Origin of the sequence: Micromonospora sp. DT228, assembly GCF_049841595.1 — a bacterium.
GTDB lineage: Bacteria > Actinomycetota > Actinomycetes > Mycobacteriales > Micromonosporaceae > Micromonospora.
On the sequence record NZ_JBNCKO010000009.1, the window covers coordinates 93010 to 118999 of the forward strand.

The following is a 25990-nucleotide window of genomic DNA, read 5'->3' on the forward strand; positions in this document are numbered from 1 at the left end:
CGGCCTCCGTCGGCTGAGGCGTTATCCTGCGCCGGTGGAGGTCACGACGCAGGGCGAGCGGTTGGCCGCGGACCTGGGTCGCTGGTTGGCCGAGCTGACCTTCGTCGACCTGGACACCGACGCGGTCACCGCCCGGGTGATCGACTCGGTGGTGCGGTGGGCCGAGGCGCGGGGCTGGCGGGTCTACCGGCGGGCGCCGAGCGTGCTGCCGTTGCCGCCGCCGATGGAGCAGCGGCACTCGGTCCTCGATGTGGCGTGTGCCCGCCCGGACGGCCCGCCGGTCGTGGTGGAGGTCGACCACACCGACCGGGCCCGTACGGTGCAGAAGCTGCGTGCCGAGGCGGACGCCGGTCGCATCCCACTCTGGGTGCGGTGGGGTGTCGGGCGGTTCACCGCGCCGCCGCCACCGGTGCGGATGGTGACCGTCGAGGTGACCCGGCGGGCCGGGCCCGCCGGGCGCGGGCGGCTGCACAGCCGCACCGGGGACCTCCCCGCGCCGGCGCACTCGACGGGCGGTGGCACGGCGGCCGCGCAGGCGCTGCCCATCCCCCTGACCGACCCGGACACGGGCGACGGTAAGGGCGTCTGAAGCGAATCGTAAGTGGGTGCCGGCAGAGTTCTGGGTGTCACCGGAGAACACGACGAAAACCCAGGAGATTCCGATGCGCAAGCTCATCAACTCGACCTACCTCACCCTCGACGGCGTCATCGAGAACCCGATGTGGACCATGCCGTACTTCGACGAGGAGGCCGCCAGCCTCGCCGGGGCGCTGACCACCGAGGCCGACGCGATGCTGATGGGACGGGCCACCTACGACGGCTTCTCCTCCGCCTGGCCGAACATGGACGAGAGCGACCCGACCACGGGCGCCGCGTTCTTCAACAACGTCAAGAAGTACGTCGCCTCGACCACCCTGGCCAACCCCACCTGGAAGAACACCGAGGTGCTCCAGGGCGACCTGGTCGAGGCGGTCACCGCGCTCAAGGCCCAGGAGGGCAAGAACATCATCCAGTACGGCTTCGGCACGGTCACCGCCGAACTGATCAAGGCGGGCCTGGTGGACGAGGTCCGGTTCTGGATCCACCCGGTGTTGCAGGGTGGCGCCAACCTGACGACGGCGCTCACCGATTTCAAGGCCTCGTTCGACCTGGTCGACACCCGGGTGCACAAGAGCGGCGTGATCGTCGCCTCGTACGCGCCGAAAGCGACCGCCTGAGCGTCGGTCAGAGCTGAGCCCGGGCCTCGCCCGGGCTCAGCTTCGCGCCCTCGGCGAGCAGCGCGTCGAACCGTTCCGGCCCGAGTTCGGCGCGCAGTCGCGCGGTCGTCCGGTCGGTGTCGTCGCGTTCGGCCGGCGCGGCGGGGGACCGCGTGGCGAGTCGGGCGGCAGCCGCGGCGCCCAGCAGCCGGGCGGCCACCTCGGGGGAGCGCACCGCCGACGCCATCCCCTCCAGGGGGCCGACCGCGTCGCGCATCGTCGCCATCGCCTCGGCGGCCTCGAACGCCTCGACGTGCAGGGCCAACGCCGCGTCCGGGTCGCCACCCTGCTCGACCGCGTAGCCCAGCTCCACCAGGACCATCGGCAGATAGAGCGCGGGTTGGCTCTCGCCGCGGCCCAGGTCGGCGAGACGGGTGAGGTGGGTGACGGCCAGGTCGAGCTTGCCGTCGCGGCGGGCGGCCAACCCGAGGCTCATCTCCGCGAAGATCAGCGCACCGGGGGAGCCCTGCTCCACCGCCAGGTCGTACGCGCGTTCGGCGAGTTCCCGGCCCTGGGCGTAGTCGCGGGTCTGCACGGCGATCCAGGCCAACCAGGACAGCTCGGCGCAGACCTGCGGCCAGAGCGCCAACTCCTCGGCCCAGCGCAGGCCCTCCCGGTGCAGCGCGACGGCGCGCTCGTGCTCGCCGCGCATGTCGGCGAGCCCACCCACCCACTCGGTCGCCCGGAGCCGTCCCCACCGGTCGCCGAGGTCGGCGAAGATTGCCGCGCTGCGGGTCGCGGTTTGCTCCAGGGTGGCCTGGTCACCGTTGGCGTGCGCGAGGTGTGCCCGGGAGGCGAGCACCGCCGCCTCGGTCCAGGCGTCGACGACGTTCGTGGGCAGCAGCTCCGCGGCCAGGGCCAGGTCACCGTGCTCGATCACGGCGTTGGCCGCGAACCAGGCCGCGTGGCCGTCCGGGTCGACAGCCACCGCGGCGCGTACGTCGTCAGGTGCGACCGCCTCGCCCTGCGACAGGGCGAAACCGACCCGCCAGGGCGCCGCACGGGTCTCCTGTCCCGGGTCACCGGGCACGGCCAGGGCCTGTCGCGCCTCGGTGAGCCGGCCGCGCAGATACCAGTACCAGCTCAGCGCGACGGCCAACCGCAGCCCGCCACCGTTGACGAGCGCCGATCGCAGGTTCGCCGTCTCCGCGTCCAGCAGCGCCAGCCACCGTTGCTGGTCGGCGCCGCGCAGCTCGGGGTCGGCGCGTTCGGCCAGCTCGGTGAAGTAGGTGGCGTGTCGCGCGCGTACCTCGTCGGCGTCGGTCAGCCGGCCCAGGCCGAACGCGGCGACCGATTCGAGCAGCCGGTAGCGCGGCTCGGCGCCGGAGTCGTCGAGCACCACGAGCGACCGGTCCACCAGCCGCGCGAGGGTGTCCAGGTCGGTGCGGCAGACGTGCTCGGCGGCCTGCGGGGTGCAGCCGTCGGGGAACACCGCCAACCGGGCCAGCACCTCCCGGTCGGCCGGGTCGAGGAGGTCCCAGCTCCAGCCGATCACCGCGGTCAGTGTCCGCTGCCGGGTCGGCACGTCCCGTTGCGCGGTGGTCAGCAACCGGAAACGGTCGTCGAGCCGGTCCACCACGCCCCGCACACCGAGGGCGCGGACCCGGGTCGCGGCCAACTCCAGGGCCAGCGGCAACCCGTCGAGGCGGCGGCAGAGCTGCGCCACCGCCGGCGCGGTCTGCTCGTCGAGCCGGAAGCCGCGCTGCTGCGCGGCGGCGCGGGCGGCGAACAACCGGGCCGCCGCCGAGCGCCGGACCGCGTCCAGGTCACCGTTGGCCGGCACGGGCAGCGGGGGTACGTCCCAGAGCAGCTCGCCGGTCAACCCGAGCGGCTCCCTGCTGGTGGCCAGCACGCTCACCCCGGGCACGTCGCGCAGCAGTCGGGCGACCAGCTCGGCGGCCGGCTCGATCACGTGTTCGCAGTTGTCCAGTACGAGGAGCAGGTGCCGGTGTCGCAGGGCCGTGACCAGGCGGTCGCTGGCCGACAGACTCGTGCCGGCGACCTCATGGGCACCCAGCACCGCGAGCACCTGCTCGGCGACGCGCGGCTCGCCGGTCGACAGCGGGGCCAGCTCCACCAGTTGGACGCCGTCCGGAAAGGACTGGGTGCGGGCCGTCTCGGTGGCCAGTCGGGTCTTGCCGACCCCACCCGGCCCGACAAGTGTGACAAGCCGTTGCCGGGGCAGCAGCGCCCGCAGCTCGGCCAGCGCCTCGGCCCTGCCGACCAGTTCGTCGAGCTGGGCCGGCAGGCTGTTGCGGATGAGCGCGGCCTTCGGCGGTGCGCTCAGGCCGGCGTCCTGGTCGAGGATCCGGCGGTGCAGGGCGACCAGCTCCGGGCCCGGGTCGAGGCCCAACTCCTCGGCGAGCCGCTCGCGCAGGTCGGCGTAGCTGTCCAACGCCTCGGACTGGCGGCCGGCCGCGTACAGCGCGCGTAGCTGCACGGCCCGCAGGCCCTCGCGCAGCGGATGCCGGGCGACCAACTCGGCGAGGTCGGCGGCGACCAGGTCGTGTTCACCGCGGGCCAGGCGGGCCTCGGCCAGCCGCTCGTGCACGGCGAGGCGCTGCTCGGTGAGACGGGTCGCCTCGGCGCGGACGAACTCGGCGTCGGCCACATCGGCGTACGCCTCGCCGCGCCACAGCCCGAGCGCCTCGGTCAACCGGCCGGCGTCGTTGCTGCGGGCCAACTCGGCGAACCTGTCGGCGTCGACGGTGGCGGTGCGCAGCAGGTAGCCGGGGGGCCGGGACTCGACCAACTCGCGGGCGCCCGGCTCGGCGTCGTTGAGCGCCTTGCGTAACTGGGACACCCGCACCTGAAGGGCGCCCAGGGGGTTGGCCGGGGAGTCCTCACCCCACAGGTCGTCGACGAGGCGGTCCGCCGAGACGACCTGGTTGCGGTTGGCCAGCAGGTCGGCCAACAACGCGCGCACCTTCGCGCCGGGCACCACCACCGGCTCGCCGTCGTCGGTGGCCACGGCGAGCGGCCCGAGCACCCCGAACTGCACGGCGGACATCCTAGCGTTGGTAAGGCGACCGGAAGCCAACCGTAAGCGCGTGGGCGCACCGTGTGGCCATGGACATCTACCACGAAGCACACGGCAATGGACCCGGTCGCCCCCTGGTGCTGATCCACGGAGCGCTCTCCGGCATCGGCACCTCGTTCGGCACGATCCTGCCGTTGCTGGCGAAGACCCGACAGGTGCTCGCCGTCGAGTTGCAGGCCCACGGCCGCACTCCGGACCTCGACCGCCCGCTGACCGTGGAGCACTTCGCCGCCGACGTGGTGGCACTGCTCGACCGGCTGGGCATCGCGCGGGCCGACGTGTTCGGCTGGAGCATGGGCGCGGCGGTCGCCCTGCGCCTCGGCACCGATCACCCCGACCGGGTCGGGCGGCTGGTGCTCGCCTCGGTGAGCTTCGACGACGATGGCCTGCACCCCGGGCTCCTGGACGGAATCCAGGACCTGCAACCCGAGCACCTGCACGGCTCGGAGTTCCACGAGGAGTACCTGCGGACCGCGCCGGACCCGGCCGGGTGGGCCAACCTGGTCACCAAGATGAAGGCGCTGGACGCGAACCTGCCGCAGTGGACGCCCGAGCAGATCCGTGCGCTGGCCGCACCGACAATGATCGTGCTTGCCGACTCGGACATCGTCCAGCCGGAGCACGCGGTGCTGATGTTCCGACTGCTCGGCGGCGCGGTGCCCGGTGACCTGACCGGTCTGCCGGCCTGCCGGCTGGCCATCCTGCCCGGCACCACGCACACCTCGATCCCGCAGCGCGCCGACTGGCTGGCCCCGATGATCGACGAGTTCCTGACCGAGGCCGGGCCGGACGCGTAGGCCGTGTGTCAAAAGTGCTGTCCGAAGTTGGGCGGGGTTGAGGTGCCCGCGGTGGCGGCGGAGAGTCGTCGGGCAGTACCAGCGTCGTTTACGCCAGCGCCTCACCGGCCGACCCGCGACCGGCAGATCCCGTGGCCGGGTCGTACCGTTTACCATGCCCGCGGTTGTTTACTGGGTCGCTCTGGCCTACGTCCAAAAGCCGCCCGTCAACGCTACGTTCCAGATCAAGGCGATTCTCACGACCTCCGCCGTCCGGGCGACGCCCGGAGCCGATGACCTCATCGTCTGGTCCGACGACATGGCGAAGGCCGTCGGACTCGTCGCGGAGACGCCGACGGTCACCGTGAAAGTCGCGGACATCGTCCAGGCGACCGGTTCTGCGACTGCTCATAGCGAGGGTTACGTGCTCGATCGATCATGCTGATGCTGGCAGCCCGGCGGTGGTGGCGCTCAGCAGGCCGTCCGGAGCAGCGCCTCGGGCTCGCCCGGCCCGCGCAGCGCCCGGGCCTGCCGGGCCAGCAGGTGGTGTTGGGCCGCGTGGGCGAGTTGTTCGCCCATCCGGGCGTGACTCGCCGCCTCCTGGTGCCGGTCGGCCGCCCGGTACGCGCCGGCCAGGCCCAGATGGGCGTTGACCTCGGCGCGGCGGTAACCGATCTCGCGACCCAGCCGCAACGCCTGGTGCAGCAGGTCGAGCGCCGCCGCCGGGTCGTGCAGGCCGAGCGCGGCGGTGCCCAGGGTGGCCAGAGCCTCCGCCTCGACGCGGCGTCGACCGATCGCACGGGCGATGCGCAGGCACTCCTCGGCGAGGCGCTGCGCCTTGGCGTGGTAGCCGAGGTCGACGTACGCGGCGGCGAGCTGATCCAGATCCGTGGCGGCACCGTAGTGGTTGCCCACCTGCCGACGGATCACCAGGGCGCGGGTGAGGTGCAGCACCGCCAGGCTGGGCCGACCGAGCGCGCGCAGGCCGACGGCGAGATTGTGCAGCACGTTGGCGATGTCGTTGAGCGGCTGCTCGGCGACGGCCAGGGACGTGTATCCGTCGAGCGCCGCCTGCTGCGCCCGGACCGCCTCGGGCACCTGGTCCAACTCCAACTGGACGACACCGAGGTTGCCCAGGCAACTCCACTCGGCGTACCGGTTGCCCAGCTCGCGGTAGAGCCGCAGCGCCTGCGCGTAGCACTCACCGGCCTCGGTCAGCTGGCCCTCCTCCCGGTGCACGATGCCGAGGTTGTTGAGGATGGACGCCTGCCCGACCCGGTTGCCCAGACGGAGCTGGATGGTCAGTGCCGTGGTGAACCGCCGCCGCGCGTCGGCGTAGTCAGCCCGGCTGGCGCTCAGCGTCGCCAGGCTCGCCTGCATCGCGGCGACCCCCGCGTCGTCGCCCTCATGGTGGGCCTGGGCCAGACCCAGCTCGGCGACCGACCGCCACTCGCCATGCGCCCCGGTCTCCTGGAGATAGCCGCGCATCCGGTCGGCGAGGTGCCAGGCGATCTCCCGCGGGCCGTACTGCGCCAGGTGGCGGATCGCGGCGAGCAGGTTGGCGTACTCGGCGCGGAACCAACCCGGTTGCTCCGGGGGCGCCGCTGCCGCCGTCCGTCGGACCGGCCCGGCGGGTTGCGGGAGGAACGCCATCCGGGGATAGCTGTGCCGCGCCAGCGCGTCGGCGGTGGCCAGGTAACCGTGGAACAGCCGGCTGAGGGCTTCGGCGCGCTGGTCGGCGGTGTCCTCGAGGTGGGACTGCTCGGCGGCGTACAGGCGGATCAGGTCGTGGGTGGCGAACCGACCGCCCCGGGTGGGGCGGACCAGATGACTGCTGGTCAGGGTGCGCAGCAGCGCGTCCGCGACGGGCCAGTCGACGTCGGTGAGAGCCGCGAGGTCGTCGACGGTGAAGCAGTCGGTGGGCGTCGACCCGAGCAGGCGCAGCGCCCGCCGCTCCGCTTTACCGAGCCGCTGGTAGGACGGCGCGATCGCGGCGCGCAGCGTCACTCGCGGATCGCCGGGCACCGAGAGGCCGCCGAGTCGGTCGCCGTCGCGCAGTCGTCGCACGTACGCGTGCGCGTCGGTCGGGCCGGCCGTGGCCAGGTTGGCCGCCACGATCCGCAGTGCCAGCGGGAGATTGTCGCAGAGCGCGGCCAGCTCGCGTACGACGTCCGGCGCCACGGTGAACCCGTGCTCCTGGAACACCGCGGTGAGCAGGTCGACCGCGTCCTGCGGACTGAGCGGGTCCAGACCGATGGCCCGGCCACCGTGCAGCGCCACCAGCGCGCCGAGCGTGCTGCGGCTGGTCACGATCACCGCGCAGCCGCCGGCGCCGGGCAGCAGTGGCTCGACCTGTTCCGCCGAGGCGGCGTCGTCCAGGACGATGAGGATGCGGCGGCCGGCGAGAGCCGCCCGCAGCGCGGTGGCGCGCGCGTCAGCCGTGGCGGGTTGGGCCGCACCGCGTACGCCCGAGTAGGTGAGCAGCTCGGCGAGGACGTCGAGCGGAGGAGCATGGTCCTGCTGCTGGCCGCGCAGCCGGACATACCACTGGCCGTCGGGGAAATCGTCGGCGAGCTGGTGGCCGAGGTGGACGGCGAGGGCGGTCTTGCCGACGCCCGGGGCGCCCGAGATGGACACCAGGGGTAGACGCCCCCCGCTGACGGCGGCGCCGATGGACCGCCGGATGTCAGCGATCGTCGCGGCGCGACCGCGCAGCCCGCCGGCGTCGGCCGGCAGTTGGAACATCGGTGGCGCGGCGAGGGTGACCGTGGGCGGCACCGCCGGTGGTCGCCAGCTCAGCGCGGGGTCAGCGCGGAGCACGCCATCGCGCAGTTGCCGCACCGCAGGCCCCGGGTCGACGCCCAGCTCCTCGGCGAGGATCGCGGCGAGGCGGTGGAAGGCGTCGAGGGCTTCGGCCTGCCGCCCGCTGCGATACAGCGCGAGCATCAGCTGTGCCCACAGCCCTTCGCGCAGCGGGCTGCGCCGGGTCGCCTGTCGCAGCTCCGCGACGATCTCGGTGTGCCGGCCGAGGGTCAGCTCGGTGTCGAAGAAGACCTCGGTGGCGCGCGCCCGCCGCTCGGTCAGCGCCGGCACCTCCTCGCGGTGCAGCACCTCGGAGTCGACGTCTGCCAACGGGTCACCGCGCCACAGCGCCAGGGCGTCGCGCAGCAGGTCGGCACGGCGTTGCGGGTCGGCGGCCAGACCGGCCGCCACGAGCGTGTCGAAGCGCGAGAGGTCGAGGGCGGCCGGGGGCAGGTCGAGGACGTAGCCGCTGACCCGCGTCGCGATCAGCTCGCCCGGATGGTCCTCGATGGTCAGGGTGCTGCGCAGCCGCCGGACCAGTGAGTGCAGTGCGGCTCGCGCGTGGGCGGGTGCCCGCGTGCCCCAGACCCGGTCGACGAGGGTGGGGACGCCAACCGTCTCACCCCGGTTGAGCAGCAGCGTGGCCAGCAGTGCCCGCTGCCGGTTGGCCGGGACGGGGATCGTGCGGTCGTGCCGGGTGACGCGAAGCGTGCCGAGCACGGCGAAATCCCACTCCACGAAGCCCCCAGCGTCGGGACGACCAGACGCCGCCGACCGAGAGCGACGGTAACACGACGGTCCGACACGGCGGCGCGACCGCGACGCACGGTGATCGCCCGGGGGCGGGCCCGTGACAGCGCGATGACAGCGCTTCGACGACGCCCGCTGCGACCGTTTGCTCGGTGACGAGGAGGAACAGGTGACGCAGATGGACTTTCGCATCCTGGGGCCGATCGGGGCCGTCCGGGCGGGTCGGCCGGTGCGTCTGGCTGGCCCGCAGCAGCGCTCGGTACTGGCCGCGCTGCTGCTCGCGCGCGGCCGGATGGTGTCGGTGGATCGGCTGGTACGCCTGCTCTGGGCAGAGCAACCGCCCGCGACGGCGCGTACCCAGCTGCGCAAGCGGATCAGCGAGCTGCGCGCCGTGCTCGGTGCCGACCGCATCCGGTCCTGGCGGGACGGATACGCGCTGCGCGTGGCACCGGGTGAGCTGGACCTCGACCGGTTCCTCGACGAGGTGCGGCGAGCCGACCTGCTGCTGGGTGCGGGGCGGGCGGCCGAGGCATCGACCGCGCTGACCGCGGGTCTCGCGTGGTGGCGCGGGCCGGCGTTGGCCGACGGCACCGAAGAGCTGACCGAGGCCGAGGCGCCGCGCCTGGAGGAGGCACGGCTCGCCGCCGTCGAGCAGCGGGTGACCGCGCGGTTGGCGCTGGGCCACCACCCGCAGGTTGTCGGGGAGCTGGCCACGCTGGTACGCCGGCACCCGTACCGGGAGCGACTACGTGGTCAGTTGATGCTGGCCCTGCACCACAGTGGACGTACCGCTGACGGGCTGGGGGTGTATCGGGACTGGCGGGCCGAGCTGAAGGCGCAGCTCGCCATCGAGCCGGGGCGGGAGCTGCGTGACCTGCACCGCGCGCTGCTGTCCGGGGATGTCCCCTGCTGAGCGTGGTGGTGCCGGGCGGGGGCTGGATGCCCCCGCCCGGCTGGCGTCACAGGCAGGAGACGCCCCAGTAGTGCGAGCTGATCTGGTTGTCGGCGGCGGTGCCGTCGTTGAAGACCTGCCACCCCAGGGTGAAGTCGGCCCAGGAGTCGCCGCGGGACAGGCACATGCTGCCGCCGCTGTAGAACGTCCCGACGTGCATCCGGACCGAGTCGTACGTGTGCTGGACCCCGTTGTTCCACACCGACGTGGCGATGTTGTCGAAGCCGTAGTCACCGCCGCAGCCCCACTGACCGCTCGTCCCGGCGCCGCCCGGGTTGATCCAGTTCTTCGCGTTGCCCGCCCACGCGCACCAGCCGCCGCCCCAGTAGGCGTGCTCGTAGGCGTAGAAGTAACCGTTGCCCGTCGCGGCGGCGGTCCGTGCGTTGTCCGCCGGGGCTCTCCGGGGCAGGTCGACCCGCTCGGCGCGGCCGTCCCGGTCGACCGGTGCGGCCTGACCGGCCGACCCGACCGGGCCGGGTTGCGCGGGGGATGCGGCCGCCGGTGCGCCGGACAGCAGCATGGCGAGCATCGCGCCCCCCGCCATGACCAGGTGGATACGTCTCATCTCTTCCTCCTTCTCGCCGGGCGACCATCGCCTCGGCGTTCATTCCTGTTCGGCGGCGACCACGGCTCGGGCCCGAGGGATCGCCTCGTGCTCCAGCCGGTTCCTGGTCGCCACGTCCTGGTGGTACGCCGCCGCCAGCTCGTCGCCGTGGCGGGCGTCCAGCTCCCGGACCGTCGCGGCGAGGCCGTCCTCGGCGCACCGTGCCTCGGCGACGGCGGCGGCGATCTCGGCCGCCCGGTCGCGGTCGCCGACGCTCTCCCGCAGTCGTTGCGGGCTGTCGGCGGCGTACCCCTGCTGCCGCAGGCACCGCGCCCACGGCCGCAGCGCGGCCGTCCAGGCGGGATCGGCGAGGACCCGGCGTTGCCGCAGGTAGGTCAGGTCGGCGACCACCTTGTTCGCCCGGTACCACTCGGTGAGGTCGCCGTAGAGCTGACGCTGCGCCTCGGACGTGCACCCCTCGGCGCTGCGCCGCATCACCCCGCCGGAGGGGAGCCGTGCCTCCAGGCCCTCCGGTCGGGGGCCGTTGAGCGCCGCCAGCAGCGCTCCCCTGCGCTCGGGGGAGAGGCCACTGACGTAGCGCTGGTTGGGGTCGGCGAGCCGGCGGGCGTCCACCGCGTCCACCAGGTCCAAGCCGAAACCGTGCCGGCGCGCCCAGGCGAGGTCGTCGACGATGTACGGGAAGGTGCGCAGCTCGTCGGCCGGCGGTGACGCGTCCAGCCACATCTGGAATCCCGCGCGGGTCATGCAGTCTCGGGTGAGAAGCGACTCGGCGTGGCTCAGGAGCTGTCGTTCCTCGGCCGTGACGGGTCTGGCCGGGGCCGGGTCACCCGGGGCCGTGCGGGCCGACACCGGTGCGGCCCGGGTCGAGCCGGGCCAGGCTCCCGCGATCGACGACGCGGCCAGCGGCAGTGCGACGGCGACGACGGCGATGACCGCGACGACTGCCCGCCGTGGCGGCCGGAGTGCTCCAGGTGTCAGGCGTTCTCGCATGACCCGAGCAGACCAGCGCCGTGTTCCTTTTCCGTACCGTCGACGTACCGCGAGCACGGTCCGCGTCGATATTCGCGGTGCGCGGCTGATGGCATGCGGTCGATTGAGCGGGTAGAAACATGTCAACCCCTGCGTCCCGGCCCCAGCCTCGGCCGGAGGGGTCAGAGAGCGCTCTCACCGCCCCAGCTGTGCCGGGAGCACGCCTCCGGCCAGCGGAGAGGACGAACCGCATGACCAACCCGTCCCGACGTACCCTTCTGCTTGCCCTTGTGGTGACCACCGCGGTCGTGACGACGAGCACGGCCGCCACCGCCGGACGCCCCACGCACGGCGCACCCGACTTCGGGCCCAACGTGACGATCTTCGACCCGAGCTTGCCGGTCGGCGAGATCCAGCAGACCCTGGACGCGGCGCACGCCCGACAGGTCGACAACGAGATGGGCGCCGAGCGGCACGCCTACCTGTTCAAGCCGGGCACGTACGGCACTGCCGAGCAGCCGTTACAGGCCAGGGTCGGCTACTACACCGAGGTCTCCGGTCTGGGCGCCGCACCCACCGACGTCGCCGTCAACGGCAAACTCGAGGTCTACAACCGCTGCCTGGCCGACGGCGGCACGGGCAACTGCCTCGCCCTTGTCAACTTCTGGCGCACCCTGTCCAACCTGTCGCTCACCATCAACGCCGCCGGCCAGGACGACTGCCGGTCGACGGCGAACTTCTGGGCGGTGTCCCAGGCGGTGTCGATGCGCCGGTTGAACATCAGTGGCGGTGGTCTGTCGCTGATGGACTACTGCACCGCCGGCCCGCAGTACGCCAGTGGCGGGTTCATCGCCGACTCGCGGTTGCCGGCCACCACGAACGGCTCGCAACAGCAGTGGCTGACCCGCAACAGCGAGGTCGGCGGCTGGTCAAACGCGGTGTGGAACCAGGTCTTCGCCGGCGTCGAGGGCGCGCCGGACGACGCCACGTTCCCCGACCCGCCCTACACCACCCTGGAGACGACCCCGCTCAGTCGGGAGAAGCCGTACCTCTTCGTCGACGGCAAGGGTCGCTACCACGTGCGGGTGCCCGCCGCGCAGCGCGACAGTCGGGGCGTCTCCTGGGCCGACGGCCTGACACCGGGGCGGACCCTCGACATCGGTGACTTCTTCATCGCCAAGCCGACCGACTCGGTGCGCGTCATCAACAGCCAGCTCGCGCGCGGCAAGCACCTGCTGCTCACGCCCGGCACGTACGACATCGCCCGCAGCATCGAGGTCCGACGGCCCGGCACCGTGGTGCTCGGCATCGGGCACGCCACCCTCACCGCGGTCAACGGCGCCATCCCGCTGGACGTCGCCGGCGTCCCGGGCGTGATCGTCGCGGGCGTCACGATCGACGCGGGCCTCGTCGAGTCGCCGGTCCTGTTGCGGGTGGGTCGCCAGCACGGCCACAACGCCAGCAGCCCGACCAACCCGACCACCCTGTCCGACGTGTACTTCCGGGTCGGCGGCCCGCACATCGGGCGGACGAACACCGCGCTGGAGGTCAACAGCGACAACGTGCTGATCGACCACACCTGGGTCTGGCGCGGGGACCACGGCGTGGAGGGCTTCACCGAGGGCGTCAACGGGGACACCGACCGGTGGCGCACCAACACCGGTCGCTACGGCGCCGTCATCAACGGCGACCACGTGACCGCCACCGGCCTCTTCGTCGAGCACTTCCAGCGGTACAACACGGTCTGGAACGGCGAGCACGGCACCACGATCCTGTACCAGAACGAGCTGCCGTACGACCCGCCGACGCCTGCCGACTGGATGAACGGCACGGTCGAGGGGTGGGCCGGTTACAAGGTGGGTGACCGGGTGCGGCACCACACCCTGCACGGCGGCGGGGTGTACGTCTTCAACCAGAACAACCCGTCGATCCACACCGAGAACGGCTTCGAGGTCCCGAACCGTCCGGGTGTGCGGCTGCACCACATCATGACCGTCAACCTCAGTGCCGGCACGATCGACCACGTGGTCAACGGGGTGGGTGCGCCGGCCGACATGACAAAGGTCGGCGCGCCGGTCTACCTCGAGCGGTACCCGATCCCGTAACGGCTCTGGCGTGACGGACGGGGGTCGGAGCCGAGAGGCTCCGGCCCCCGCTGCCGTCCCCGCCACGCGTACACCCTTGAATTCCTATCGACCGGGTAGGAAACTTGGCCTGTGTCGATTGGTCCGCTCCTCACGGCCCGTCGGGTCGTGGACCTGATGCGGGTCGCCTCCGGGCTCTGTCCGGGTTCGCCGACCCTCGGCTGAGCGCCCGCTCCCTCGGCTTGCCCGCTGGCGTGTCGCGCCGACCCCCGAGCCAGCTGGTCGCGGCCGTCGCTCCGCACACCCGTCACCGCGCTGTCCCACCGATCCGGCCCGGCCGGATCGGTCCACCCCCATGGAGGTACGCCATGACAACCGATCAGCCACCGCCCACCCCGCCAACCGCCGGGGAGTCCCGGCTCGCGTTCAACGAGGACTGGGTGGCGACGATTCTCGGCCTCGCCCTGCTCGCCCTGGTCCTGCTCGGTGCCATTCCTGCCGGGCTGGTGCCCTGATGGCCGCAGACGAGACTCGCACGGCCGACCCGGCCGCGACGCCTGTCGAACCCAGCACGACTGACGTGACCCGCACGGTGGACGAGACCCGCACGGTGGAGCCCGTGCCGGTCAGTGGGCCACCGACGACCGTCGACCCGGCCGGTCCCGTCGGCACGGCGCGGGACGGCACGTTCTGGGCCTGGACGGCACTCGGCGTGGTGATCGTGGTCGGTCTCGCGGCGTTCACCCGCTATCTGGAGCAGAACGTTCCCGGGTGGGCCGAGGGCACCGCGGTCGAGGATGTCGGGGCGGCGGTCGAGTACCCGGTCTACGCCATCCTGCTGGGCCTGCTGGGCAACGTCGCCGTCACGCTGCTCGGGTGGCGGGACCGGATCGCCGCCGCGTTCCGGACCGAGTTCTTCATCAAGACCGGCCTCGTGCTGCTCGGGGCCTCGATCAACCTCGCCGTCATCGCCAGTGCCGCCGGCCCGGCCATCGCCCAGGCGATCCTGCTGATCAGCGGGGTCTTCTTCTTCACCTGGTGGCTGGCCGGCCGGTTCGGCCTCGACGACAAGCTGCGCGCGTTGCTCGCGTCGGCGGTGTCGATCTGCGGGGTCAGCGCGGCGATCGCCGCCGCCGGCGCGGTCCGGGCGCGTCGGGAACAGTTGGCCTACACGGCGAGCCTGGTCATCATCTTCGCGCTGCCGTCGATCTTCATCCTGCCCTGGCTGGCCGACGTGTTCGGGCTGTCCGACGCGGTGGCCGGCGCCTGGATCGGCGGCAACATCGACACCACCGCCGCGGTCACCGCCGCCGGGGCGATCGCCGGTGAGGAGGCGCTCCAGATCGCCAGCATCGTCAAGGTCACCCAGAACGCGCTGATGGGCGTGGTCGCGGTCGCGCTCACCGCGTACTTCACCTTGCGGGTGGAGCGGCGGCCCGGCGCGGAACGGCCGGGCCTGCGCGAGCTGTGGATCCGGTTTCCGAAGTTCGTCCTGGGTTTCATCGCCGCCTCGGTCATCGCCACCTGGTATCTCGACGGGGCCGGCGCGGATGGCAAGGCCAGCATCGCGATCGTCAACGACCTGCGCGTCTGGTTCCTGATCCTGGCGTTCGTCAGCATCGGCCTGGAGGTCCGGGTCGCGTCCCTGCGGGAGGCCGGGTGGCGGCCGGTGGCCGTGTTCGCCAGTGCCACAGTCTTCAACCTCGCGTTGGCGCTCGGCCTGGCGTCGCTGTTGTTCCGCAACTTCTCGGCCTGAACGGCTCGCGCCCCGCCCCTCGACGTCCCAGGGGCGGGGCGCTCAACTACTTCCGCTTCGCTGGCGAAGAATTTCATCGATCAGTCGTACTCTTGCGGGGCGGCAACCACTCCTGCCACGATGGCCGTCAATGCCTTCCGTCCCGAAGGAGTGGTCCTCATGGCGGTCTCCCGCCGCAGGTTCGTCACGTCGGTGCTGGGCGGGTCCGCCCTCGCCGCCGCCTCCACCACCGAGCTGCTCACCGCCCTGGCCAGCCCCGCCTCCGCCGCAAGTCCCCCCGGGGACGTGGTCGGCAAGGTGACCGTCGGCTACCAGGGCTGGTTCAGCGCCCCCGGCGACTCCGCGCCGATCGGCGGCTGGTGGCACTGGAGCCGCGACCGGTTCCAGCCGCCCTCGCCCGCGAACACCACGATCGTGTCCTGGCCGGACATGCGCGAGTACACGCGCAGCTACCCGACCGCGTACCCCAACCTGGGCAACGGATCGCCGGCCACCCTCTTCTCCTCCTACGACCAGCAGACGGTGGACACCCACTTCCGGTGGATGCAGGAGTATGGCTGCGACACCGCCGCCCTGCAACGCTTCAACCCGACCGGCGACGAGGGGCCGACCCGCGACGCGATGACGCTGAAGGTCCGCTCGGCGGCCGAACGCCACAACCGCAAGTTCTACATCATGTACGACGTCACCGACTGGCTGACCATGCAGTCGGACATCAAGACCGACTGGACGACGAAGATGTCCACGCACACCGCGTCCAGCGCGTACGCCCGGCAGAATGGCAAGCCGGTCGTCTGCATCTGGGGCTTCGGCTTCAGCGAATCGAGTCGACCCTTCACCCCCGGGCCCTGCCTGGAGGTCATCAACTGGTTCAAGGCCCAGGGCTGCTACGTGATCGGCGGCGTGCCCACCTGGTGGCGACTCGGCCGGGAGGACTCCCGCCCCGGCTTCCTCGACGTCTACCACGCCTTCAACGCGATCTCGCCCTGGATGGTCTACCGGACCGACACCCTGGAGGGGCTCGACTCGTACTACAACAACGTCAACATCGGCGACATGGCCGACTGCGCGGCGCGCGGCATCGACTACCTGCCCTGCGTGATGCCCGGTGACCTCGCCGGTGGGCACCGCCGCCACGGCGACTTCTACTGGCGGCACATCTACAACATGGTCCGGCTCGGCTCCCAGGGCCTGTACGTGTCCATGTTCGACGAGTACAACGAGGGCAACCAGATCGCCAAGACGTCCGAGACCCAGGCCACCACCCCGGCCGGCGCGAACATCCGCGCCCTGGACGAGGACGGCGTGGCCTGCTCCTCCGACTACTACCTGCGGATCACCGCCGACGGCGGCCGGATGCTCAAGGGTCAACTCGCGCTCACCGCGGTCCGTCCGACACCACCGACGACCGGCACCCCGCCGCCGGCCACCGGGAACCTGGCCGCCGGCAAGTCAACCTCGGCGAGCAGCCAGGGCAGTGGGTTCCCGTCGGGCAACGCGGTGGACTCCAACGCCGGCAGCTACTGGGAGAGCAGCGGCGGCGCATTCCCGCACTGGTGGCAGGTCGACCTCGGCGCCAGCCACCAGGTCAACAAACTCGTCGTACGGCTGCCCGCCGGCTGGGGCGCGCGGACCCAGACCATCACCGTGCAGGGCAGCGTCGACGGCGGATCGTTCAGCACCATCGCCGGGGCCTCGGCGTTCACCTTCGACCCGGCCACCGGCAACACCGTCACCCGCACGCTGCCGACCACCACGACCCGCTACGTCCGTCTCAGCATCGGCGCCAACACCGGCTGGCCGGCCGCGCAACTCGCCCAGGTCGAGGTGTACGCCTCAGGCGGTACCACGGACAACCCGCCGAGCACGCCGAGCGGCCTCACCGTGACCGGCAAGACGTCGACGAGCGTGTCCCTGGCCTGGACGGCGTCCACTGACGACAACGGGGTGACCGGTTACCAGGTGCGGCAGGGCGGCACCGTGGTCGCCACTGTCACGGGCACCACGGCGACCGTGAGTGGGCTGAGCGCGTCCACCGCGTACACGTTCACGGTGACCGCGCGCGACGCGGCCGGCAACAGCTCCAGCGCGTCCTCCGCGGTCACGGTCACCACCGACGCCCCGGCCAACGCGGACCTCGCGCGGGGCCGCTCCACCTCGGAGAGCAGCCACGTCCAGAGCTACGGGTCGGGCAACGTGGTCGACGGCGACGCGAACAGCTACTGGGAGAGCGCCAACAGCGCGTTTCCGCAGTGGGTGCAGGTCGATCTGGGTTCCTCGCGCACGGTCGGGCGGGTGGTGCTGAAGCTGCCGCCGTCGTCGGCCTGGGGAAGCCGGACGCAGACCATCGCCGTGCAGGGGAGTGTGGACGGGGGGAGCTTCGGGACGTTGTCGGGTTCGGCGGGGCGGACGTTCGACCCGGCGTCCGGCAACCAGGTGACGGTCACCTTCAGTGCCGCGCAGACGCGGTACGTGCGGATCACCGTGACCGGTAATACCGGCTGGCCGGCCGGGCAGTTGTCGGGCCTGGAGGTGTACGCGAGCTGACGATCCGGCCGCACCTGCCCAATCTGGACTTTCGGAAATTCATCAGCGTGATCGATGCCCGGCAGGCACTGCCGCGTAGCTGAAGGTGTTGAGACTGTTCGTGTGACGGGTGGCGTGATCGCAGTGACTGTCTGTTGCGCCAAGTTTTAGGGCCGACAGAGTGTTGCGTTGTGTTGGTCGATAAGAGCGTCAGTTGGCGAGCGGGTTGCGGCGATTTGCTGGCGCGGTTTGCGTACCGGTTCTGCGTGCGAGCCGCGCCAGCAGGCGCTGACCTGCCGAGCTTTGCGCATCCCCTTCGGCGCGTTCGGCGGAGAATATGGCTGCCCATCATGCCCGGCTGCGCGCGGAGCGAGCAATCGCCACGCTCAAGATCTCGAAGGTCCTGGTCACTGGGTTGCCACCCCGCGTGCAGGCGTGATCGTGCAGGCCATCCTTCTTCTACATCACAGCCGCGCCACCCGCAAATTAGGATGAGATGATCCAACGCTAGACAGGGCGCAGCCAGGCGACGCTATCGAAACAATGCCACCGCCACATCTGACCCGCCTGACAAATTCGCCCGCCAATGGAGCGCTTTGCTTCGCACCTCGTCGTGCGCTGCCTGTACTCCCCGACGGTCCAGGATGCCGCACATGGCGGCGTCTAGTGCCCACGAGGCCATTTGTCGGCAGAAAGGGGCCACGGTCTTTGCAGCGTCTTCGGTGACTGGCGAACTGTGCGCCAGCGCATTGCGGATGCGCTGAAGGCGCTCTCGCTGCGCCTTCCATTCACGCTCTAACTCATCCGACCATGACCCTAGACTGGCGCAATTGCTGAGCTGGTCGCTCGTGGACGCTAAAAGGCGTCCCAGACGGCTGTGAACCGGGTAGATCATCCGCAGCATTGGAAGAGCCTTCAGGGCTTCGTCAGCATGGAGGGTCCTCCCTCTACTGGCGTGACGAACGATTGCGTAATAAATCGATTTCAGCTCCTCTTTGTCTCCTTCAGTGGCAATATTAAAATTTCTCGCAGCATCTATGCAGGTGTTCAATAGGCGGTTTATGGCGGTGCTACGAATCCAGGCGTTCTTCCAGTTTCTATCGAGATATTCGTACCACCTCTTGTCGCCTGTCCGGGCGGCTACAAATTCGATGATCCGGACGTCAAGAAGAATTGCGGGGAGTGGGGATTGGTTGCCCGCCTCGTGCCACCAGTGCAGCATCTCGATCGCTTCATGGAGGTCGCGGTCGGCTGCCAGTAGGTGTGAGCCTAGGTCGGGGCCAAGCCGTGCGAGCTCATCTCCGGTGCCATCAAGGTAGACCGCCACGCCGGGCATGTTAAATGAGGGAGCAAATGGGATGAAACCTAGCACCCGTCCGTCAATTGCTTGCAAGTACCCATCCATCGCCTTCCAATTCTTCGTCTTAGTATGGAACTTGGCCCAAGCCACAGCAGCATATGCTAGATCCGTCGCCCGGCCAACGGGGTCGGCAATAGCCCCGGCGCCAAGGTCGACCCGGGCGATGACCACGTCGGGCGATTCTGGAAGGTCGATTAACCAAGACGCTGGGTTTGTCAGTTCCGTCGGCAGCTCGTGGCGCCATGGACCGCCATTTGTCAAGACGGAGCTGACCCACTGCGACTCGTAGAACGTGATCGGACCCACGACTTGAGGTTGCGCGTGAATGCGTGCTTGATCGAAAGCGAGCCACACGACGTGGTGTCCATGGCGGGGTGGCGCGCTTAGCAGGCGTTTGCACAACGCGAGCCGTTGCAGGTCATTGAGCCCTGCGGCATCGCCCCACCTCGGCCATGTTTCGATATCGTTCTGGTCGATGTCTCCGACAGTAATCTTAGCCTCAGTGACACCCGCGGCCTTGTCTGCGAGGATGTAAGCGAGTTTCTGCCCGGTGCTTCTTGGACTTCGTCCGCCAGTTCGCACGAGAGCCATAAAAAGGTCCCGGCGGTATGCCAGCACGGCTGAACTAATTCCAAGATCTTGGCAAGCGTCCGCCAAGTCGAGCCATGCCGCGACGGTGATGGGTGGGGCCGCCCACTGGGTCCGAAGCTTCTTTAAAGCGGTGTCGATCGCCACGCGGGAGTTAGCAAGTTGCTGCGGTGTCCCGTGAATTGCGGCCACGACATCGCTCAAGTGCGTGCCAAGCGCTGCCGTGAGATTCGGACCACAACGACTGATCGCCATCTTAAGGTCCTCGAACGCTGACTCCCACGGCTGTCTGTGAAACGTATGATTGTACGGCCGCAAGACCCAAGCGTGTGCTTCGGACACCGCAAGGACAAGATCGACAACGTCCTTGGTGCTCCATGCTTCATCGTCCGAAGGCAACGCCCATTCCGCAGCCTCAGCAAGCTCGTCAACGCTAGTCGGGGAAAACGGGACTCCTCTGAAGGCAGCATGTCAGCCAGTATGCAGGCATGGCTCGCGACGGCTGAGCCGACATGGTCATCGGTTGCGGCAAGCGACGTCAGCTCATTGCGGGTTGACTCCGGGCCGCACGAAGCTTGACTACGACGAGGGCCCTCCACCGGTGATGGTGTCGACCGTTCCCTTGATTCATTTGTGCTGAGCAGTAGCTGGCCTAGATGTGGGGCGGGCCGATCATGGCCGGCGCGATCACGATCGTTCGGCGGAGTTAGCAACGCAGCTTGACCAGGAGCTTCCGGGCCTTGAGCGTGGCGATTAGTCGCTCGTTGTGGGCGTGAAGCCGGACATCCGTGGGTTTCTGAGTTGGTAGGCGGCGGATGGATTGTCCCCGTACGCCGGATTAGCGTTTATGTAGTGTGTGACCGAGGCCCTGCTTCGTGTTGCACTCCGTTGACGGTGGGCAGTGGGACGACCGAGCCGCTAGCAAGGTACAGCGGTGCGTCAAGGTCACGCGCGCTCATCGCTGCTTGGACACGTGTGGCGACGTTGTCGGGAAGGCGCTGCTCGGCCTCTCGGCGGGAGAAGAAGGCGACGTTCTCCAACTCCTGTCCCGGCAGATCGAAGCCGTCGAGGTTGTCGAACGACCCGCAGTCGAACGTGAAGCTGATGATCGCGCGTGGCCGCTGCCCGGCAGGCGGTGCCCAGTCGACAAGGAGTAGGTTGCCCACCACTGCCGAGATCCCCAGCTCCTCCCGGATCTCTCGGGCGCAGGCGTCATGCGGGTATTCGCCCTCGTCGACATAGCCGCCCGGAAAGGCCCAGTGGTCGCGGTACGTGGGCTTGACGAGCAGCACGTTGCCGTCGGGATCGGTGATGAAGGCTGCGGCAGCGGCGTAGAAGGAAGCCAGGTTGGCGTACCAGGTGGCGGGCTCCGTCCAGGTCACCTCCCTGACGCTAGCGGATCGGCCGAGGTGGGGCTCTCGCGCTATGCGGCCGTTGGCATGGTCGCGAGGATGTGGAGGACTTCGTTGACCTGGGGCGATGCCCGCTGCGGGCTGAGCATGGTGGTGATCTCGCGGACACGCTGTTGAACACGCGCCGACTGGATGCGCGCGGCGTGCTGTGCCAACTCCCGGGCCCATTTGCAGGCGCCGTCGGTGTCTCCAGCGCGGGCATGAGTCACGGCGACTAGCGCGGTGTGCAGGGCACGGGTACGGGTGTTCCCGCTGGCCAGGGTCAGAGCGTCCGGAGCGTGGCCAAGGGCCTGTGCATACAGATGTAGGTCACCCAGGCACCTCAGTGCGGCTCCGGCGAGGTGGGCAGGGCTGAAGTAGGTGACCCAGCGTGGGCCAGGTTCTGCCCCTGTGCGGTCGAGAGCACGCTCGGCTCTGGCGAGCGCCAGTTGGCAGGCACGTCGCTCACCTAACTGGCCGTATGCGGTGGCGGCGGTCGCGTGCAGCCGAGCGAACACGGCGGCTGGCGCACGCCCTGCACCGTCGATGGCCGCTTCAGCGAGGCGGGCCGCGTCCCGGGAGTGGCCCAGGTGCACGGCCTGGGTGGCGAGGTTCGCCAGTAGGTGAGCGCCGTACAGGCGGTCATCGGCGGCCTTTGCGAGCCGCAGGGCGATGGTCACGTGTTGTTGGGCGCTGGCGTGGTCACCCGCGTCGTAGGACATGAAAGCGAGTTGACCGCAGAGCGTCGCGGCCGCGCGCATGAGGTCGCGGCCCACGGCTTCGGTGTAGGTGCCGTGCATCATGAGAGTGACCTGACGTACGAGGAAGTCGGCCATGAGCGTCCGGGTGCGCGGTGAGCCGCTGCCATGACGTCGGTCGAGTGCGGTGAAGTGATCGGCCAACGCGTACAGCGACTGAACGTCGGTGGGGCTGACTGTTTGTCGGCCGCTCCGGGCGACCGTCTCGTCGCGCAGGTCGTATCGCCAAGCGAACGCTGCCTGTAGGGCCTTGCCGCTGTCGAACGGGCGGTTGGCTTGCTGGTTGAGGTGCTTGGCCAGCGTCGTCCAGATCTGCTCGGCGGCGTCGATCGCGCCATCGACGGATGCGGGGTAGACGTATGCTCCGACGTTGTCGGACGCCCCGAAGCCCAACTCAGTGGTGGCGACCGAGCGGCCGAGCTTGCGGGCAAGTATTTCCGCCATGGCGGCCTGAACGTGCTCGCCGGGCCGGCGACCGCGCAACCACCAGTAGACGCTGGCCGCGTCGTACCGCCAAGCACCCTGGTCGCGACCGGCGTGATTGAGCTGGCGAGCGAATGCGGCGTGGGCGTTGCCGTAGCAGGCGGCAAGCAGCAGCCCTTCGAACGCCATGTTCTTCACCGGTCGCGCCATGGTTCCACCTCCAAGCATCAGCCAACTACGTCCGGTGACGAGCCTATGGGTTGATTCGGTCCTCTGGGGACCGGCGCAACCCGGCACAACCCACGCCCTGAGCAGCGCAATGGCACGCATCGCTTGCCATCTGGTCCGCCCCTCGGCGACGAGCTTCGCTGATCACCGAGGACATCGGCGACGGAGGTGGGCATGCAGGGCAAGCCGGCGAGCAAGAGCGAAGAGTCGGAAGCAATCGAGCGTGAGGCGGCCAAACAGCGCCTCCTCGCGCAGGCGGAGGCAGACCGCGTACCGGTGGAGGACACGACCCGCGCGGTCCCGGATCGGCGGTGGCGTCGTGACCAGCGATGACCTGCCGATCGGCCGCCGGGTCGCGCGGTGGCGGGTACGGCGCTCGATGACGCAGCAGCAGCTCGCGGACCGTCTCTGTCGGTCGAAAAGCTGGGTCGACAAGGTCGAGCGGGGTGTGCGCGCCCTGGACCGGTATTCGGTGATCCAGGAGTTGGCCGAGGTGCTGCGGGTCAACCCGGAGGTGTTGCTCAGCCCGCGCCCGCAGCGCACACCGGTCGGCACTGTCGTTGGGGTCGACGACATCCGGGCCGCTCTTGCCCGCTACGACACCCCGCCGGCCCCGGAGCACACGGCGGATGAGGCGCGAAGGCAGGTTGGGTACGCGTGGCTGACCTACCAGCACGCGGACTACCCGCAGTTGGCCCGGGCGTTGCCGGGTCTGCTCGACGTCGTCCGGGGCGCGCGGCCACTGGAGTTGCTGGTGCAGGCGTACCGGATCGCGTCGTCGTTGCTGGTCAAACTCGGTGTGGCCGACCTCGGGTGGCTAGCCGCCGACCGGGCGATGGCCGCCGCCGGCGGCGATCCGCTGTTGTCGGCGACGGCCGTCGTGTCGATCGCCCAGGCGCTCCGCGCGCTGAACCGCGACCAGTTGGCGCTGGTCGCGACCGGCACTGCCGCAAACCGCATCCTTCCGCCCCCGACGTCCACCCACCCGACCCCATCCCGCCCCGGGGATCATGAGGTTGGCGGGCCGTGTGGAGATCACATCGCCCGTCAACCTCATGATCAGCGCGGGACCGGCAGTGCGGGGCAGCGGGCGGTGGGGCAGCGGGCGGTGGGGGAGTGGGCTGTGGGTGGGACGTTGCTGGTGCAGGCCGCCCTGGCCGCTGCCGGGTGTGGTGAGCACCGCCGCGCTGGCGAGCTGATCGACCAGGCTGCGGGGATTGCCGCCACCCTGCGGGGGCACGACGATCCGCACCGCACCAGCTTCGGGCCGGTCGCCGTCGAGTTGGCCCGGGTGCTGGTGGCAGCGCAAGGAGGTGACGCTGCCGAGGTAGTGCGTCGGCACTCGACAGTGGTGCGGCGGGAGGGGTGGCGGCGGTTGCCGGCCGAGTATCGGGGCGCGTACCTGCTCGACGTCGCGCGGGCGTACCACCGCGTGGGTGACCTGCGCGGGGCCGCACGCGCCCTCGTCGACGCGGACCACGTCGCGCCGGCCGAGGTCCGGTGCCGGCCGTTGGCGCGTACCGTGATCGCCGATCTTGCCCGCGTGCGGCCGGCGCCGGCTGGCGTGACGCGACTGGCGGCGGTGGTCGGCCTTACCCGCTGACTGGCCGCACCGGAATGCGGGCCGGTGTGGCTACCACGGCCAGTGCTTGGCCAGGTTGGTCGGGTCGTCGCCCGGCGACACCACGAACGCGCAGGTGCCGCTGTCATCGAGCAACAGCAGCGGGCCGGCCTGCGACGCCAGCGCCACCGACGCGGCCAAGACGGCGAGGCTCGACGGCTTGCGGAATCCGATGTGGGTCACAGCCTGGTTCAACACCACCGGCTCGTCGCGGGTGGCACCATCGACGCCCAGCGTGACCTCTCCCAGGTCCAGGCCACCCATCGACTCGCACGTGGCGGGGTTCGGGCAGCCGGGGAGGTCGACGACCGGTTCATGCCCCGTGACCTGGAACCACGGCGTGCCGTGACAGCCAGCCTCCCGGAATGCCGACAGGACCTGCTCCACTGTCGGCAGCTGACGGACTGGTGGTGGCTGCTCGGGCAGACCAAAGCAAGACTCGGCGCCGGCCGCCCACTCGAGTCCACCATTCTCGGCCGCCTGATGCAGGGGCGTCACCATCAAGAACCAACCCACAGCACGCATCGTGCCATCCCGACGTCCGGACAGGACGTGAGGCGAACCTGTCTGAGGCGTCTGCACCCCCGTAAGCAGGTGGACGGGCTGGTGGGGCAACGGGCAGCATCGCGTGGTGCACATCGCGACGGACGGGGAAGCCCTTGACATCATCACCGCTGCCGACCACTGGCAGTCCTCCTGGTATCCGCCGTCGAACCCTCCCGCGGGCACTCCACACGGATCGACCGGGGTCTGCGCGGTCTCCGGTCAGGTGGTCCTGGTCCGCGATGACGGCAAGCACTGGCAGTTCCCGGGCGGACGCCCGGAGGCCGGCGAGGACTGGTCCGACACTCTGGCCCGTGAGGTGAGCGAAGAGGCGTGCGCGACGGTGCTCGACTCTCGATTGCTGGGCTTCAGCCGTGGGGTGTGCAGGAGAGGGCCGGAGCAGGGTCTCGTGCTCGTGCGGGCACTGTGGCGCGCCGAGGTCCGCCTGGACGCGTGGATGCCCGAGCACGAGATGGTCGAGCGCCGTCTCGTCCCTCCCGAAGGCGTGTGGGACGCGTTGACTATTCCGACCGGCTGGGAGCCGATTTTCCGCCGTATCCTGGTCGAGGCAGATATCCCAGTTGGTCAATCGCCGAGAGGCGGACCGATACACCCCTGACTGCGCCCGAGTTGGCTGGCGACAGCATCTCCGCTGGTCCTGGTAGGGTTGGCGTGGGAACCAATGTTTAGGAGCTTTCGGCTCCGAAGGGATCGAGTCTTCGATCCTCCAGCGAGTCTCAGGCTCGCCTCGCAGGATTTCCGCCAGGCGCACATTCGTGCCACGGCCTCCTGCGATGCCCTTTTCGTAGTGGGCCTGCCTGGCCCTACGAGGCGAGGGGCTTCCCATGACCGCCACCGTCAGCTACGCCGACGAGGCCGCGATCCGCGATCACTACCAGCACATGCTCGACAGTTGGGGCGATTCGTTCGCCTACGCCGAGTGCTTCACCCCCGACGCGGACTACATCATCGCGAACGGGATGATCGAGCATGGCTGGCAGGAGATCATCGACGGCCACGACATCATCTTCTCGGCGTGGGCGCGTAACAGCCGTCTGATCGGTCGGATCGAGAGCATCCGCTTCATCACCAACGATGTGGCGTTGCTGATCGCGCACGGGCACATCGAGTACCTGGACAACCGTTCCAGCGACAGCAACAAGCGCACCGTGTACTCCCTGATCGCCCAGCGATTCGAGGGCCGCTGGCTGTTCGCCGCGTACCAGAACACACCGTTGGCCAATCACTGACCCGCCCCGCCCAACCGCTCCGGTGATCATGGAGTTGGCGGGCGTTGGGGAGATCAGACCGTCCGTCAACCTCATGATCGGCAGGGCAGGGCAGGGCAGGGCAGGGCAGGGCAGGGCAGGGCAGGGCAGGGCAGGGCAGGGCAGGGCAGGGCAGGGCGGACCACGTCGCGCTGGACGAGGTCCGGTGCCGGCCGTTGGCGCGTACCTTCATCGCCGATGTCGCCGGCGCGAAGCCGGCGCCGGCCGGCGTGACCCGACTGGCGACGGTTGTCGGCCTCACCCGGCCCCGACTCGCCGGGTTGGCCTCCCGAATGGTGGGAAAGCGGTGATGATCGACTCGGTCTTGGTGAAG

At 70.1% G+C, this 25990-nt stretch carries 22 protein-coding genes; 14 read left to right on the forward strand and 8 right to left on the reverse strand.

Annotated features, from left to right (window positions below; translation table 11 throughout):
- The first annotated feature begins 34 nt into the window (after window positions 1-34).
- On the forward strand, window positions 35-589 hold the full coding sequence (locus ACLQ29_RS19570; protein WP_425772943.1) for a hypothetical protein: 555 nt from the start codon (window positions 35-37) through the stop codon (window positions 587-589).
- Between the two features lie 73 nt (window positions 590-662).
- A complete protein-coding gene (locus tag ACLQ29_RS19575; RefSeq protein WP_425772944.1) occupies window positions 663-1217 on the forward strand; it encodes a dihydrofolate reductase family protein in 555 nt (184 codons plus the stop codon).
- 7 nt (window positions 1218-1224) lie between these two features.
- Here the strand turns inward: ACLQ29_RS19575 and ACLQ29_RS19580 are convergent, their stop codons facing one another.
- Window positions 1225-4266: a BTAD domain-containing putative transcriptional regulator gene (locus ACLQ29_RS19580; RefSeq protein WP_425772945.1), complete on the reverse strand. Its 3042-nt coding sequence runs from the start codon at window positions 4264-4266 to the stop codon at window positions 1225-1227.
- A 59-nt stretch (window positions 4267-4325) separates the two neighbouring features.
- Between ACLQ29_RS19580 and ACLQ29_RS19585 the strand changes: the two genes are divergently transcribed.
- Both ACLQ29_RS19585 and ACLQ29_RS19590 read left to right on the forward strand, forming a co-directional pair.
- On the forward strand, window positions 4326-5093 hold the full coding sequence (locus ACLQ29_RS19585; protein ID WP_425772946.1) for an alpha/beta fold hydrolase: 768 nt from the start codon (window positions 4326-4328) through the stop codon (window positions 5091-5093).
- Window positions 5094-5247: 154 nt separating this feature from the next.
- The gene (locus ACLQ29_RS19590) at window positions 5248-5517 is read left to right on the forward strand and encodes a hypothetical protein (RefSeq protein WP_425772947.1); all 270 of its coding nucleotides are present in this window, start codon (window positions 5248-5250) and stop codon (window positions 5515-5517) included.
- A gap of 26 nt (window positions 5518-5543) precedes the next feature.
- Here ACLQ29_RS19590 and ACLQ29_RS19595 read toward each other — a convergent pair whose 3' ends face one another.
- Window positions 5544-8612, reverse strand: coding sequence for a BTAD domain-containing putative transcriptional regulator (locus ACLQ29_RS19595; protein WP_425772948.1), 3069 nt, complete (start codon window positions 8610-8612; stop codon window positions 5544-5546).
- A 190-nt stretch (window positions 8613-8802) separates the two neighbouring features.
- Here ACLQ29_RS19595 and ACLQ29_RS19600 point away from each other — a divergent pair, with 190 nt between their 5' ends.
- Entirely contained in the window at window positions 8803-9537 is a 735-nt protein-coding gene (locus tag ACLQ29_RS19600; RefSeq protein WP_425772949.1) for an AfsR/SARP family transcriptional regulator, read from the forward strand.
- Between the two features lie 46 nt (window positions 9538-9583).
- On the opposite strand, the gene ACLQ29_RS19605 is transcribed toward ACLQ29_RS19600, so the two are convergent.
- Together ACLQ29_RS19605 and ACLQ29_RS19610 are read right to left on the reverse strand one after the other, a co-directional pair.
- Window positions 9584-10141 carry a hypothetical protein gene (locus ACLQ29_RS19605; RefSeq protein ID WP_425772950.1) on the reverse strand — a complete coding sequence of 186 codons (558 nt, stop codon included), beginning with the start codon at window positions 10139-10141 and terminating at the stop codon, window positions 9584-9586.
- 39 nt (window positions 10142-10180) lie between these two features.
- A complete protein-coding gene (locus tag ACLQ29_RS19610) occupies window positions 10181-11131 on the reverse strand; it encodes a hypothetical protein (RefSeq protein ID WP_425772951.1) in 951 nt (316 codons plus the stop codon).
- Between the two features lie 230 nt (window positions 11132-11361).
- Here ACLQ29_RS19610 and ACLQ29_RS19615 point away from each other — a divergent pair, with 230 nt between their 5' ends.
- The 4 genes from ACLQ29_RS19615 (at window position 11362) to ACLQ29_RS19630 (ending at window position 17497) form a co-directional block, all read left to right on the forward strand.
- On the forward strand, window positions 11362-13215 hold the full coding sequence (locus ACLQ29_RS19615) for an adenylyl cyclase (protein WP_425772952.1): 1854 nt from the start codon (window positions 11362-11364) through the stop codon (window positions 13213-13215).
- Window positions 13216-13562: 347 nt separating this feature from the next.
- On the forward strand, window positions 13563-13709 hold the full coding sequence (locus ACLQ29_RS19620) for a hypothetical protein (protein WP_354822298.1): 147 nt from the start codon (window positions 13563-13565) through the stop codon (window positions 13707-13709).
- Complete coding sequence (locus tag ACLQ29_RS19625) at window positions 13709-14950, forward strand: YeiH family protein (protein ID WP_425772953.1); 1242 nt, start codon at window positions 13709-13711, stop codon at window positions 14948-14950. The genes ACLQ29_RS19620 and ACLQ29_RS19625 overlap by 1 nt, the downstream gene beginning before the upstream one ends.
- A 159-nt stretch (window positions 14951-15109) precedes the next feature.
- Complete coding sequence (locus tag ACLQ29_RS19630; protein ID WP_425772954.1) at window positions 15110-17497, forward strand: discoidin domain-containing protein; 2388 nt, start codon at window positions 15110-15112, stop codon at window positions 17495-17497.
- Between the two features lie 511 nt (window positions 17498-18008).
- Here ACLQ29_RS19630 and ACLQ29_RS19635 read toward each other — a convergent pair.
- From ACLQ29_RS19635 to ACLQ29_RS19645, 3 genes are all read right to left on the reverse strand, one after another.
- The gene (locus ACLQ29_RS19635) at window positions 18009-19823 is read right to left on the reverse strand and encodes a hypothetical protein (RefSeq protein ID WP_425772955.1); all 1815 of its coding nucleotides are present in this window, start codon (window positions 19821-19823) and stop codon (window positions 18009-18011) included.
- A 446-nt stretch (window positions 19824-20269) separates the two neighbouring features.
- Window positions 20270-20806 (reverse strand): NUDIX domain-containing protein, encoded by a 537-nt coding sequence (locus ACLQ29_RS19640; RefSeq protein ID WP_425772956.1) that lies wholly within the window; start codon window positions 20804-20806, stop codon window positions 20270-20272.
- Window positions 20807-20847: 41 nt separating this feature from the next.
- Complete coding sequence (locus ACLQ29_RS19645) at window positions 20848-22206, reverse strand: hypothetical protein (protein WP_425772957.1); 1359 nt, start codon at window positions 22204-22206, stop codon at window positions 20848-20850.
- Window positions 22207-22398: 192 nt separating this feature from the next.
- On the opposite strand from ACLQ29_RS19645, the gene ACLQ29_RS19650 reads away from it, so the two are divergent.
- On the forward strand, window positions 22399-22557 hold the full coding sequence (locus tag ACLQ29_RS19650; protein ID WP_425772958.1) for a hypothetical protein: 159 nt from the start codon (window positions 22399-22401) through the stop codon (window positions 22555-22557).
- Window positions 22544-23827: a helix-turn-helix domain-containing protein gene (locus tag ACLQ29_RS19655; protein ID WP_425772959.1), complete on the forward strand. Its 1284-nt coding sequence runs from the start codon at window positions 22544-22546 to the stop codon at window positions 23825-23827. Before ACLQ29_RS19650 ends, ACLQ29_RS19655 begins: the two co-directional genes overlap by 14 nt.
- A 30-nt stretch (window positions 23828-23857) precedes the next feature.
- On the opposite strand, the gene ACLQ29_RS19660 is transcribed toward ACLQ29_RS19655, so the two are convergent.
- Window positions 23858-24232: a hypothetical protein gene (locus ACLQ29_RS19660; RefSeq protein WP_425772960.1), complete on the reverse strand. Its 375-nt coding sequence runs from the start codon at window positions 24230-24232 to the stop codon at window positions 23858-23860.
- A 244-nt stretch (window positions 24233-24476) separates the two neighbouring features.
- On the opposite strand from ACLQ29_RS19660, the gene ACLQ29_RS19665 reads away from it, so the two are divergent.
- The 3 genes from ACLQ29_RS19665 (at window position 24477) to ACLQ29_RS19675 (ending at window position 25967) form a co-directional block, all read left to right on the forward strand.
- Window positions 24477-25007, forward strand: coding sequence for an NUDIX hydrolase (locus ACLQ29_RS19665; protein ID WP_425772961.1), 531 nt, complete (start codon window positions 24477-24479; stop codon window positions 25005-25007).
- Window positions 25008-25233: 226 nt separating this feature from the next.
- The gene (locus tag ACLQ29_RS19670) at window positions 25234-25638 is read left to right on the forward strand and encodes an SgcJ/EcaC family oxidoreductase (RefSeq protein ID WP_425772962.1); all 405 of its coding nucleotides are present in this window, start codon (window positions 25234-25236) and stop codon (window positions 25636-25638) included.
- Between the two features lie 194 nt (window positions 25639-25832).
- Window positions 25833-25967, forward strand: a complete 135-nt coding sequence (locus ACLQ29_RS19675; RefSeq protein WP_425772963.1) for a hypothetical protein — start codon at window positions 25833-25835, stop codon at window positions 25965-25967.
- Window positions 25968-25990 lie beyond the last annotated feature (23 nt).